The organism is Streptomyces sp. NBC_00358, assembly GCF_036099295.1.
Taxonomy (GTDB): Bacteria; Actinomycetota; Actinomycetes; order Streptomycetales; family Streptomycetaceae; genus Streptomyces.
This window is the reverse complement of record NZ_CP107976.1, coordinates 5,870,203-5,882,584: the sequence shown is the minus strand read 5'-3', so window position 1 is coordinate 5,882,584 and position 12,382 is coordinate 5,870,203. Positions and strand designations below refer to the sequence as shown.

Below are 12,382 nucleotides of genomic sequence, written 5' to 3'. Positions count from 1 at the left end.
TTTCGGGTTCTGTCGAGGGTTGTGGTCGAGGGTGGAGGTGGGGGTGGAGGGGCGCTGGAGGGGCAGGGGCATGACAAACCGCAGGTCGGACCGCGAACCACGCGTCACCGGTATCACCCTCGTCACCGGCACCACGGACACCACCGACGCGGACGCGTGCCGGGGCGGCGACGCCCCGCGGCTTCCGTGTCCGCGACCCGGATCAGGCAACGCAACGCCCTTCTTCGCTCGACTCGGGCCCCCGCCGCACGCACCTCTCGGCGCACGTGCCCGGATATCCTCCCCGCGTGAAGCGCCGGGGATGCCTCACTTCGACGTCGTTCGAAAGACACCGGCCAGGTCACCCGCCCCCGCCGACAGGCCCGCACGACAGGCCCGTTCGACGCGGGGCGGCGCGGGTGGCCGGCGGGTGCGGAGCGGCGGGCGTCCCTGGGGGTACGCGGAGCGCCCCTGGGCCACAGGTTCCGGACCGGCCGACGCGTCGTCCGGACCGTCAGCGCGTCAGCAACTCCTCCCGGCCGCGCGCCCGGTACCGGCTGAGCAGCCTGTCCAGGTCCGTCGCCGTCAGGGGGCGGTACTCCCGCTCTCCCGGGGGCCGCCACCACACCGGGTCCGGACAGCGGAAGCCCTCGCGCCGCAGGCCCACCCGGTGGATCTTGTTGGTGGCGGTGACGGGCATCCGTTCCGCGATCCGCAGGAACCGGGGCGCCATCTTCGTGCCCAGGTCCGGCTGGTCGAGCAGGAACGCGGCGAAGGCCGAGGGGTCGAAGCGGGCCCCCTCCGTCAGGGCCAGCGTCGCCATCACCTGGTCGCCCGCCACCGGATCGGGCACGGCGTACACCGCGACGGCGGCGGCGTCCCCGTACCGGGCGAGGATGTTCTCGATCATCGCGGCGGCGAGGTTCTCGCTGTCGACCCGGAGCCGGTCGTCGGTGCGTCCGGCGAAGTAGAGGAAGCCGTCGGCGTCCCGGTAGAAGAGGTCACCGGTCCAGTACCAGCCGTCCCCCTCCCCCGTTTTCCCTGCTTCGCCCTCCCCCTCCCCCTCTCCGACACGGCCCGGCGAGGGGTTCCCGCCCCGGCGCCGGGCCGCGTCGGCGTCGGGGTTGCGCCAGTAGCCCTCGAAGGGGCTGGCGCCACGGTTCACCAACTCCCCTATCGCGTCGGTCCCGTTGAGCAGGCGGCCGTCCTCGGCGAAGACCGCGGGCGGGCACTCGCGCCGGGTCCTCGGGTCGATCACCGCGAGGTCGTCGGCGGGCGCCGCCCGCCCGATCGCCCCTGCCGGAGTGCCGGGTGTGCGCTGGATGGCGGCGCCGCCCTCGGAGGAGCCGTACCCCTCGACGAGCCGCGCCCCGAAGCGCTTCTCGAAGGCGGCCGCGTCGACCGCGCCGGCCTCCGTCCCGAACCCCCTGCGCAGCGGATTGTCGCCGTCGTCGGGGCGGGCGGGCGTGGCCAGCAGATACTGCACGGCACGGCCGACGTAGGTGAAGTACGTGGCCCCGCAGGCCCGTACGTCGGGAAGGAACCCGGACGCCGAGAAGCGGCGCCGCAGCGCGATCCCCGCGCCGGCCGCCAGCGCCGGGGCCCAGTCGGCGATCACGGCGTTGCCGTGGAACATCGGCATGCAGATGTAGTGGGTGTCGTCCTCGCGCACCCCGAAGTGGTCGACGAGTGAGCGTCCGGCGGCGGCGATCCTGCCCTGGGTGCAGATCGCGGCCTTGGGCGCGCCGGTCGAACCGGACGTGAAGAGAAGGAGGAAGCGGCTGTCCGGGCCCGCCCCGCCGGTGTCCGGCCGCGCGCCCTCGTAGGCCTTCAGGAGGTCGGCGTACGCGTCCGTGTCGGTCACCAGGACACGTACGCCCGGCAGTTCGAGTCCGTCGAGGAGGGGCAGGTGGGTCCGCTCGGTGACCAGGACGCGGCACTCGGTGTGCAGGATGTCGCGGGCCAGTTCGGGGCCGCGCCGGGTCGGGTTGATCCCGGCGACGGCCGCACCGGCGAGGGCTGCCGCGCTCAACCACAGAGGATATTCGGGGGTGTTGTCGAGCAGTACCCCCACATGCGGCTCCGCGCCGGGCGGCAGCAGTTCGGCGAGCAGGGCCGCGCGCGCCGCCGCGCCCGCCGCCACCTGGTGATGGCTGACGACCCGGCCTTCGAACCACAGCCCCGGCCGGTGGTCACCCCACCGCTCCCGCACGAGTTCCCCGACGGTACGCCCACTGAACCCCATGAACACGTAAGGTAATTGACGCTCCGTCAGATAGGGAGGGTCGTGCGCGCCCCGACTCCGGCCGGACCGCAGGCCCCTCACTCGGCGGCCCGGCCGGCTCGGTCAGCTCCCGCCCATGAAGGAATCGCCGCCCGAGGACTCCACGTGGTAGGTGATCATGAAGCCGACGCAGAAGGCGACGATCAAGCCGAAGAACACCAGCATGCCGATGGTGCCCGCGGCCGCCTTGACCGGGCTCGGCGGCTGCGCCGTGGCCTTCTCGGGTCGCTGGGCGGTGTAGTGCACGGTGACGATGTCGCCCTCGACGACCGTCGAGGGGCCGTGCGCCTCCTCGAAGCGGATCGCGCGGCCCTTGTTCGTCGTGAACTCGTAGACGTGGTGCAGGGTCGTGTGGACCGAGGTGTCGTTGCCGCCCCCGCTGACCGTCGTGTACGAGCGCAGGCAGCGCGCCTCCGCGGTCAGCCCACTGTTCCAGGCACGGCGCAGCTCCAGCGAGCGGCGCAACGTCGCGGCCGCGCCGAGCAGCACCACGACGATGATCACGCTTGGAACGGCGTACAAGAACACACTCATGACGGTCCCCCGATGGTCGGATACTGCTCCCCGCACGCCGACCTGGTCGAGTCGACGTGCGGGGAACATACCCGCGCCGATGGCGCCCGCGCCTCAAGGAAGGCTCAGAACTCCGGGCCGGGGACCGCGGGTGTCAGAAGGTGACGTCCGCGCAGGAGTAGAACGCGTTCGTCGTGTCCGCGACCGTCCACACCCCGAGGATGATGTGGTGTCCGGTCCTGCCGCTCGGCAGGGTGCCGGTGTGCGTGAGCGTGGACGGGGGGCGCTGTCCGTTGTAGGGGACCGTCAGGAACGGGGTGGTCTCCAGGTCCGCGCGGGTCAGCGCGTGGTTCTGGTTCCAGCCGGTCTTGGTGATGAAGTACTTGAAGTCGGTCGTCGCGTGCATCGCCGTGAACTGCCAGCGGAAGGTGTAGGTCTGGCCCGCGGTGACCTTGGTCGTCGGCCAGGCCGTGCCCGCGGGGGTCTTGGGCTGGTCGAGCTGGCTGAAGTTGGTGTGGCTCCCGGAGCAGATCTGGCCGTCGGCCGGGCCCGCCGCCGGGAAGCCCTTGAGGCCCTCGACGCTCTGCGGCTCCCATTGGATGTCACCGCAGTTGGCGACGATGCCGCCGTTCGCGGCGCACATCTTCTGCCGGCTGAGAGGCTGGTCGGTGTAGCCGTGGGCGCTGGCTCCGCCGGTGGAGAGCACGAAGGTGCCCGCCGTGGCGAGGCCGAGGGCCGCCGCGTACGTCTTCGCTTTCCTGCTGGTGCGGGACTGGTTCGTCCGTGTGCGCATGCTGCCGCTCCTGGAGGACGTGGGGGATGTTCCCGTGAGCCGTGCGCGCGGTGTTCAGGTCTAGACCAAGTACCAGATTATTGCGGGTAGTTGAACATGTCCATACCAATCGCGGACCTGTCCGCCCCGCCCCGGCGGTCTACGACGACACCTCCCCGCGCCCCGTGCAGAACGCCACCGTCAGGTCCTTCACCAACGCCTTGCGCTCGTAGTCGTCCAGTTCGACCAGCCCCCGCAGGGTCAGCCGGGTCACCGTGTCCTCGACCGAGTCGACCACCGAGCCGAGCACGCTGTCACGATGCTGGGCGTCCAGGGCCGCGATCCGGCGACGCTGCATCACGGCCGCGATCTCGGGCGCGTACTCGATCCGGGTCGGCTGCGCGGAGAACACCTCCAGGCCGACCGGGGCCGTGTCCGCGGCCACCATCCGGGTCAGCGCCTCGCCGACCGCGTCCGTGTTGCGCAGGGTCAGGTCCCTGATCACGGCGGGCGGCAGTTCGGCCGGCAACTGCGAGAGCACCCGGGACAGGGCCGCCTCCACGCACTCGCGCAGATACGTCCGGTGGTCGTCGACCGCGAGCGTGGCCCGCGCGGTGTCCTTGACGCGCCACACGACGAGGACGACCACCCGCAACTCGACCCCGTTCGCGTCGACCACGGACATCGGCTCGCTGCGCCAGTGCCGCAGCCGCACGTCGACCCGGCGGCGCAGCACCAGCGGGTTGAGCCACATCAGACCGGTGCGCCGGACCGTGCCGCGATAGCGCCCGAACAGACCGAGCACCCAGGCCCGCCCGGTCCGGCCGCGGGCGAGACCGCCGAAGCCGAACAGGCCGAGGGCACCCGCCCCGGCGTACGCGGCCCACTGCGCGGGCCCGAGCCCGGCGCCCGCCGACCCGGGCAGTTCCAGGGCCGCCAGCACGGCGGGCGGCAGCACACCCGCCCACCAGGTGGTGAGGCCACATCCGGCCACACCGCAGGCCCCTGCCAGCACACCAGCCGCTCCGGGCAGTACCCGGGCGGGCCGTTCGACCAGCTCGGGGTCGACCTCCGGCACCGGTCGGGGCGGCCGGCCGGACGCGGCCCGCCTGATCCTCGGCTGCTCGCCGGTGCCGCGCCGACGGCCCACGACGGCGGGCGCGAGCGGCACGGACACCGGGTCGGGGTCGTCGCGGAAGAGCAGATGGACGGGGATCTCGGTGGTGACCTCGTTGTGGATGAGCCGAGCGGGCCGGTGACCGCCGCCGCCCTCGGCCGCCGTGTCGGACCGGGGTTCCACCGAGGGCGCCCCCTCGGACTCAGGGGTGTCTGACGTCGTCGTACTCATAGCTGCCTCCATGCCTCCGCGCCTGGAAGTGTGTTCACGAGCCGTGCGGGACCCGGCCCGCTCAGGAGAAGAGCCGCCGCCAGGTCTCCGGTCCCGGGTAGCCGTCGGCCGCCCCGCCGCGCCAGCCCTGGGCCCGCTGGAACGCCTCGACGTTGCGCCGGTCCGCCTCGCCCCAGCGCGGCCCCGGGCCGGTCTTGTAGTAGGTACCGAACCCCTTCTTGACGAGCTGCTTTCCGAGCTGGGTGACATGGGCGCCGTTCGCTCCCGGCCGGAACACCGCGCGCCCCGGGTAGCCGGGCACGGCGGGCGAGCCGCCCGGCCCCCCTGCCACCGCGGGGATGTTCCTGCCCTTCCTGCCGACCAGGTACGACCACGTCCTCGGCCCCGGCCGCCCGTCCGCGTCCGCCCCCGTCCAGCCCTGCGCCCGCTGGAACGCCTGGGTGGCCCGCTGGTCCGCCGCCGACCAGCGCGGCCCCGGCCCCTTGCTGTAGAAGCGGCCCGCGCCCCGGTCCACCAGGAGCCGGCCGAGCTGGGTGACGTAGGCGTTGTTCGCGCCGGTCCCGAAGTACGCGGCCCCCGGATAGCGGGTCGACGTGGACGGCAGCGGACCGCCCGCGCCCTCGGTGATCCCCTTGTAGCGATAGGGCACGTAGTGGTCCGAGTTCGTCCAGTACGCGTACGGGGTGGACTTCTTCCTGGCGTTCGGCGGCGTCTGCTCGTAGGCGACGTACTGGGTGTGCGTGTAGTCCGTCCAGCCCCCGAAGATGACGACGTGCGAGCCCTTCTCGGGGTTGTCGGGGTTGTGGAAGAGCAGGATGTCGCCCGGCTGGAGCCGGTCCCGGGTGATCTTCACGCCGAAGCTGTCGAGACTGCCGGTCCATTCGTTGCCCGGCAGGTTCCAGGCCATCGAGACGAAGCCGGAGCAGTCCTGCCGGTACCCGTCCCGCCAGTAGTCGTCCATGCTGTACGGCACCTGCGCGTCGATCCAGGTCATGGCCCGGCTGATGATCGCGGCCCGGGTGGTGGCGGGCGCCCGGACCGCCGTGTCCGGCCTGGCGGGCAGCGCCGGTTTCCCGGCCGGGCCGTGCAGCGGTGCCCTGTGGCCCTGGGGGGTGTCGTGTTCGTCGGCCGGGGGAACGCCGGGCCGGGCGGGTCCGTACACGGCGGCGGCCGCCGGCAGCGCGCCGAGGACCGTGCCCGCCGTGGCGGCCATCGCGAGGGCCATGGGGGTTCGCGCCATCCCGGCGAGGCCGAGAACGTGGGCGAGGGAAGCCTGACGGCCCGGTGGACCGGACGGCCGGGGCCGGGAGGGAGAGGAAAGGGGCAGGACGCGCCGCCAGTGAACGCATCCGGGGCAGTCGCAGTCACCCGAGGGATCGAGTTCCTCGAATACCGGAGTCTTCATGCGACGCCCTTCACGCTCCAGATAGAAATGTCCGCAATTCTGCACATTCGTCAGTTTCTCAACTGACGTCCGGTGGCGCACGTTGACGGTCCGAATGATGTACGTGACCGCCCCCACCTGCCATGGAGCCCTCCCCCGCGGTCACGAGCACCCCCGCGGGTCAGGTAGAGTTTTCGCGTCAGCAGGCGCCGCTAGCTCAGTTGGTTAGAGCAGCTGACTCTTAATCAGCGGGTCCGGGGTTCGAGTCCCTGGCGGCGCACCGACCGGAGGGCCTCCTCGTACGAACGAGGGGGCCCTTCGTCATGCCCGCGAGACGGTCCGCCGACCCGGAGCCGTGTCCCCTTTTCGTACTCGCGTCCCAATGAACGCGTATGACCGGTTAACACCGCGTTTCGCATCTTGCGATCATGCTGGACGACGTAGAACCCTGTGCTTCGAAGGGCTGTCGATTCAGGACAGTTGAGACAGTCGGGGGTAGGGCCGGTCGCGGCTGTGGGGGGCTGGGGGCCCGCCCATGAACGATGCCGAGGGGGGCGTCGCGCGACCGGAGAGCCGTCGTTTCATGTCCGTACGGTGTGAATGAACCGATGTGACGCCGGCCGGCCAGTGCACGCGTCCGTGACGGTCCAGGGGGGTCCGAGCGGGCGGACGAGAACCGACGAACACGCACCCGAGCGTGCGTGCGGGGGGATGACTCATGACGTCGACGCCTACGGGCGCCCGAAAGGAATCCGACAGTACGGAGACGGCCCGGCTCCGCTCACCGCACCATCCGGACAACAGCCTCCGGAAGATCAAGAAGACACTGCCGAAGTACGACTACGAGCACTACAGCAGGCTCGCCGGTCCGCTCACCGAGCCCGATCCGGGCAAGCCGTACACCGTGCGGTACCGCTCCCTGCTGTCGCAGGAGCCGCACCGCGTCCGGGCGGCGCTCATGCTGGGCGCGGCCCCGCTCCTCTCGCTGATCCTGCTCGGCTGGCTGCTCCAGCCCGAGCACTGGACCGAGCGCGACTATCCCTCCTACGACCTGCTGCCGGCGCTGGACACCGTGATGCTGGTCTCGATCGGTCTGATCGAGTTCTTCCGCTGCATGAACGTGCTGTCCAACGCGCACGCCACCCTGGTCGCCCGCGACCCGGTCCCGGTGGTGCCCGAGACCGGCACGAGAGTCGCCTTCCTCACCTCGTTCGTCCCCGGCAAGGAACCGCTGGCCATGGTGACGAGGACGCTGGAGGCCGCTGTCGAGCTGCGTCACCGGGGACTGCTGCACGTCTGGCTCCTCGACGAGGGCGACGACCCCGAGGTGAAGGAGGTCTGCGCGCGCCTGGGCGTGCACCACTTCACCCGCAAGGGCGTCGCGCGGTGGAACCAGGCCAAGGGCCCGCACCGCGCCAGGACCAAGCACGGCAACTACAACGCCTGGCTGGAGGCCCACGGCGACGACTACGACTACTTCGCCTCGGTCGACACCGACCATGTCCCGCTGCCCAACTACCTGGAGCGGATGCTCGGCTTCTTCCGCGACCCGGACGTCGGCTTCGTCATCGGCCCGCAGGTGTACGGCAATTACGACAACCCCATCACCAAGGCCGCCGAGTCGCAGCAGTTCCTCTTCCACGCCCTCATCCAGCGGGCCGGCAACTTCTACGGCTCGCCGATGTTCGTGGGCACCTCCAACGCCGTGCGCATCAAGGCGCTGAAGCAGATCGGCGGCCTGTACGACTCCATCACCGAGGACATGGCGACCGGCTTCGAGATGCACCGTGCCAGGAACCCGGAGAGCGGCAGGAAGTGGAAGTCCGTGTACACGCCGGACGTCCTGGCCGTCGGTGAGGGACCGGCCGCCTGGACGGACTTCTTCACGCAGCAGTTGCGCTGGTCCCGCGGTACCTACGAGACGATCCTCAAGCAGTACTGGAAGGGCTTCTTCTCGATGCCTCCGGGCAAGCTCTTCAACTACACGATGATGATCGTCTTCTACCCGATGTCCGCGCTCAACTGGATCCTCGCGGCGCTGAGTTGCACCCTGTTCCTCGGACTCGGCGCGTCGGGCGTGAACATCGACCCGACGGTCTGGCTGATGCTGTACGGCAACGCCTCCGCCCTCCAGATCGGCCTGTACGTCTGGAACCGCCGCCACAACGTCTCGCCGCACGAGCCGGAGGGCTCCGGGGGTGTGGCGGGCATGGTGATGTCCGCGCTGTCCGCGCCGGTCTACGCACGGTCGCTGATGGACGCGGTGCTGCGCCGCAGGAGCCGTTTCGTGGTGACGCCCAAGGGCGATTCGGCCAGCCCCGACACGCTGTTCGGGACCTTCCGGATCCATCTGTTCTTCATCCTCGTCTTCGCCGGCTCGATCACCGCCGGTCTCACTCTCGGGCACGCCCACCCCGCGATGATCGTCTGGGCGGTCTTCGCCCTGCTGATCACCGCCTCGCCGATCCTCGCCTGGCGCTGGAGCGTGCGCCAGGAGCGGAAGCGGCCGCCGGAGGTGCCCGGGGACGTCCGCGTTCCGCAGCAGGCGTCGGCGCCACCGAGGGAACGGCACGCCGCGCACGCGCCGCGGCACCGGCCCGGCTGGGCCGCCGCGCACGGGGAGAGCGACCAGACCGTGCGGATCGCCCTCGGGGGACGTGACAAATGACGGAGGACGGTGGCCGTCGCCGCCGGGCCCGCCGCCTCGGTGTGACCGCGGTGGTGGTGCTCGCGCTGGCCGGGATGAACGGGCCGTGGCTGTACCGCTTCGGAACGTACAGGTACCACCAGTACACGATCAACAAGCCGGAGTACAAAGCCGACAACGGCCACTGGGACATCATCGACTTCCCGGCGCGGTACCGGCTCAACACGATCCACGCGGCCCTGCTGCACACCGGCAAGGTCCTGCTGATCGCGGGCTCCGGCAACAACCAGGACAACTTCGACGCGAAGAGGTTCGACACCCGGGTCTGGGACCCGGTCAAGGGCACGATCAAGAAGATCCCGACGCCCGCGGACCTGTTCTGCACGGGCCACACCCAGCTCGCCAACGGCAATCTGCTGATCGCCGGCGGCACCAAGCGGTACGAGACGCTGAAGGGGGACGTCACCAAGGCCGGCGGCCTGATGGTCGTCCACAACGAGAACCCGGACAAGCCCGTCACGCTGCCCGCGGGCACCCGGTTCACCGGCAAGGAGAACGGGAAGACGTTCGTGTCGAAGGACCCGGTGCTCGTGCCGCGCGCCACGAAGGTCTTCGACAGGGCGACCGGGGCGTTCCTGCGCAACGACCCGGGTCTCGGGCGCATCTACGTCGAGGCGCACCGGAGCGGCCAGAAGTACGAGACCGGCACCCAGGACAACTACCGGATACAGGGCCTGACCGGCACCGACGCCCGCAACACCTACGGCATCGCGCAGAAACTCGCCCTGGACAAGAAGGACTTCCAGGGTATCCGGGACGCCTACGAGTTCGATCCGGTCGCCGAGAGGTACATCAAGGTCGACCCGATGAACGAGGCCCGCTGGTATCCGACGCTGACCACCCTCGGCGACGGCAAGGTCCTCTCCCTCTCCGGCCTGGACGAGATCGGCCAGCTCGTCCCGGGCAAGAACGAGGTCTTCGACCCGAAGACCAAGAAGTGGACGTACACCAAGGGCGTCCGGCAGTTCCCGACCTACCCGGCGATCTCGCTGATGCAGAACGGCAAGCTCTTCTACTCGGGCTCGAACGCCGGCTACGGCCCCGACGACGTGGGCCGCGACCCCGGTGTCTGGGATCTGGCGAGCAACACCTTCACCAAGGTCCCGGGGCTGAGCGACCCGAACATGATGGAGACGTCCGGCACCGTGCTGCTGCCGCCCGCACAGGACGAGAAGTACATGGTGATCGGCGGCGGCGGGGTCGGCGAGTCCAGGCTGTCCAGCAGGAAGACCCGGCTGATCGAGCTGAAGGACAGGAACCCGAGGTTCGTGGACGGGCCCGAGCTGGACAAGGGCACCCGCTATCCGCAGTCCTCGATCCTGCCGGACGACACCGTCCTCGTCTCCGGTGGCTCCGAGGACTACCGGGGACGCGGCGACTCCAACATCCTCCAGGCGCGGATCTACAACACCAAGTCGAACACCTTCGACCGGGTGGCCGATCCGCTGGTGGGCCGCAACTACCACTCGGGCTCCATCCTGCTGCCCGACGGGCGCGTGATGTTCTTCGGCTCCAACTCGCTCTACGCGGACAAGGCCGACACCAGACCGGCCACCTTCGAGCAGCGCATCGAGATCTACACACCGCCTTACCTCTTCCGGGACGCGCGGCCCTCGCTGTCCGGCGGTCCCAGGACGATCGCCCGCGGCGCCTCGGCCGCCTTCACCTCGGCGCACACCTCGTCCATCAGGACGGCCCGGCTGATCCGGCCGAGCGCGTCCACCCATGTCACCGACGTCGACCAGCGGTCCATCGCCCTCGACTTCACGAAGACGAGGACCGGGATCTCGGTGACGGTGCCGAAGAACCGCGACCTCGTCGAATCCGGCTGGTACATGCTGTTCGTGACGGACGACCAGGGCACTCCGAGCAAGGCTCAGTGGGTCAAGGTGCCCTGATTCCGGGCGGGTTGTGGACAGCCATGTGTGCGCGTACGTGACCGGGGCGCCCTCCGCGGAAAGGGGAGGGCGCCCCGGTCACGTACGGGCGGGCGCTACTTGGAGGCCTTGGCGAGCTTCAGGGCGTAGTCCGCCCACCACTGGCCCGCCCTGGGACCGCCCTTGCACGTGCCGTCCGACTCGCCCGGCCGCTTGACCCACAGATACGCGTCGACCAGCGGGTCGGCGGTCCTGGTCGTCGGGCTCTCGCCGAGGGCGCGGCCCGGCGGGTTGCACCAGTTCTCGTCCGCCGTGCCGCCCGTGTACGGGCCGTTGCCGTTGCGGCTGGTGTCGATGACGAAGTGCTTGCCGCCGAGCCTCGCGGCCAGTTGCCTGCCGTACGCGATGGAGTCCTCGGTCGAGTAGAAGTTGGACACGTTGACGGAGAACCCGTCGGCCCGGCCGATGCCCGCGGCCTGCAACGGCTGGAAGATCTGGTCGGGACGCCCCCAGCCCGCGTTGCCCGCGTCCAGGTACACCTTGGTGTTCTTCAGGGACTTGAGCGTGCCGACGGCACCCTTGAGCAGGTCGTAGCGCTCCTCGCGGAACTCCTGGGGCGTGCACTGGTCGACCAGGTGCAGGACGGCGTCCGGTTCCAGGATCACCGTGGCGGGGCGGTCCCCGATGCCCCGCGCCACCCCGTCGATCCAGGCCCGGTAGGTGTCGCCGTCGGCCGCGCCGCCCTGTGAGAACTGTCCGCAGTCGCGGTGCGGGATGTCGTAGAGGACGAGGATCGCGGCCCGGTCGGACTTCTCGGCGGCCTCGGTGAAGCCGCGCGCCTCCTGTTCCGGGTTCTCCGGGCCGATCCACTCACCCGTGGGGCGCTCGGCTATCTTTCGGATCTGCTCGGCGTCGGCGTCCTTGCCCGCCTTGGTGTAGGCGGCGACCTGCGCCGCCGCGCTCCCGTGCGGATTCACCCAGAACGGGTCCGCGCTCTTCGGCTGTTGTGCGACCTCGGCTCCGGAACCCCCGTCCTTGCCGCCGCCCCCGGAGGAACACCCCGCGAGCAGCAGTGCCGCCCCCAGCACCGCCATGGACGCCCGTGCCCCGGCACCCTTGTTGCCGTACATCCAACTCCCCCTCGGGTGCACCGTCCCAGGTCTCAATCCTGACATACCCACCCCACCCCCCACGAGTACGCGCACCCCTTGGCACAGAGCTCTCGCGGCCCCGGCGCCGCGGGTTCGCACACCGCGCGGGAACCGGCCCGGGCCGTCGCGGACTTGGCGTCAAAGCGTCTATGAACCACACCGCTCATCTGTTCTAAGGTGGCCTCAAGTGGCCCCGACACCAGGCCAGTTGTCCGCCCGGCCGCCAAACCCCGGCGGGCGGGCCCGCATACCTCCCGTGCCGGTGCCGGGCTACTCCCGCAGCCCGTGCGCGCACGGTCGAGGACCGGCCCGGTCGGCGGCTTCAGGGGGAGCAGGTCGCCGACCGGGCCCGGTAGCCCTCCCCGCC

8 protein-coding genes and 1 tRNA gene are annotated in these 12,382 nt (G+C 70.6%); 3 read left to right on the top strand and 6 right to left on the bottom strand.

The genetic code is table 11. The features are described from left to right. Positions 1–493: 493 nt before the first annotated feature. From OHT01_RS25045 to OHT01_RS25025, 5 genes are all read right to left on the bottom strand, one after another. Entirely contained in the window at positions 494–2,224 is a 1,731-nt protein-coding gene (locus OHT01_RS25045) for an AMP-binding protein (RefSeq protein ID WP_328555359.1), read from the bottom strand. Positions 2,225–2,326: 102 nt separating this feature from the next. Beyond that, entirely contained in the window at positions 2,327–2,797 is a 471-nt protein-coding gene (locus OHT01_RS25040; protein ID WP_328555358.1) for a DUF3592 domain-containing protein, read from the bottom strand. Positions 2,798–2,930: 133 nt separating this feature from the next. Continuing rightward, entirely contained in the window at positions 2,931–3,569 is a 639-nt protein-coding gene (locus tag OHT01_RS25035) for a lytic polysaccharide monooxygenase auxiliary activity family 9 protein (protein WP_328555357.1), read from the bottom strand. 139 nt (positions 3,570–3,708) lie between these two features. Then, positions 3,709–4,896 carry an SPFH domain-containing protein gene (locus OHT01_RS25030; protein ID WP_328555356.1) on the bottom strand — a complete coding sequence of 396 codons (1,188 nt, stop codon included), beginning with the start codon at positions 4,894–4,896 and terminating at the stop codon, positions 3,709–3,711. A gap of 61 nt (positions 4,897–4,957) precedes the next feature. After that, positions 4,958–6,301 carry a peptidoglycan-binding protein gene (locus tag OHT01_RS25025; protein ID WP_328555355.1) on the bottom strand — a complete coding sequence of 448 codons (1,344 nt, stop codon included), beginning with the start codon at positions 6,299–6,301 and terminating at the stop codon, positions 4,958–4,960. Positions 6,302–6,486: 185 nt separating this feature from the next. Between OHT01_RS25025 and OHT01_RS25020 the strand changes: the two genes are divergently transcribed. The 3 genes from OHT01_RS25020 (at position 6,487) to OHT01_RS25010 (ending at position 10,885) form a co-directional block, all read left to right on the top strand. Continuing rightward, positions 6,487–6,560 (top strand) — tRNA-Lys (locus OHT01_RS25020). 438 nt (positions 6,561–6,998) lie between these two features. Further along, positions 6,999–8,948 (top strand): glycosyltransferase family 2 protein, encoded by a 1,950-nt coding sequence (locus OHT01_RS25015; RefSeq protein ID WP_328555354.1) that lies wholly within the window; start codon positions 6,999–7,001, stop codon positions 8,946–8,948. Continuing rightward, positions 8,945–10,885 carry a kelch motif-containing protein gene (locus OHT01_RS25010; RefSeq protein ID WP_328555353.1) on the top strand — a complete coding sequence of 647 codons (1,941 nt, stop codon included), beginning with the start codon at positions 8,945–8,947 and terminating at the stop codon, positions 10,883–10,885. The genes OHT01_RS25015 and OHT01_RS25010 overlap by 4 nt, the downstream gene beginning before the upstream one ends. 95 nt (positions 10,886–10,980) lie before the next feature. Here OHT01_RS25010 and OHT01_RS25005 read toward each other — a convergent pair whose 3' ends face one another. Next, positions 10,981–11,994 carry a glycoside hydrolase family 6 protein gene (locus tag OHT01_RS25005; RefSeq protein WP_328555352.1) on the bottom strand — a complete coding sequence of 338 codons (1,014 nt, stop codon included), beginning with the start codon at positions 11,992–11,994 and terminating at the stop codon, positions 10,981–10,983. Positions 11,995–12,382: the final 388 nt, after the last annotated feature.

Bases quoted from the DNA above. Each gene is read 5' to 3' on its own strand.
- OHT01_RS25025 (WP_328555355.1), bottom strand. From the start codon at position 6,301: ATGAAGACTCCGGTATTCGAGGAACTCGATCCCTCGGGTGACTGCGAC.
- OHT01_RS25010 (WP_328555353.1), top strand. From the start codon at position 8,945: ATGACGGAGGACGGTGGCCGTCGCCGCCGGGCCCGCCGCCTCGGTGTG.
- OHT01_RS25005 (WP_328555352.1), bottom strand. From the start codon at position 11,994: ATGTACGGCAACAAGGGTGCCGGGGCACGGGCGTCCATGGCGGTGCTG.
- OHT01_RS25030 (WP_328555356.1), bottom strand. From the start codon at position 4,896: ATGAGTACGACGACGTCAGACACCCCTGAGTCCGAGGGGGCGCCCTCG.
- OHT01_RS25035 (WP_328555357.1), bottom strand. From the start codon at position 3,569: ATGCGCACACGGACGAACCAGTCCCGCACCAGCAGGAAAGCGAAGACG.
- OHT01_RS25015 (WP_328555354.1), top strand. From the start codon at position 6,999: ATGACGTCGACGCCTACGGGCGCCCGAAAGGAATCCGACAGTACGGAG.
- OHT01_RS25045 (WP_328555359.1), bottom strand. From the start codon at position 2,224: ATGGGGTTCAGTGGGCGTACCGTCGGGGAACTCGTGCGGGAGCGGTGG.
- OHT01_RS25040 (WP_328555358.1), bottom strand. From the start codon at position 2,797: ATGAGTGTGTTCTTGTACGCCGTTCCAAGCGTGATCATCGTCGTGGTG.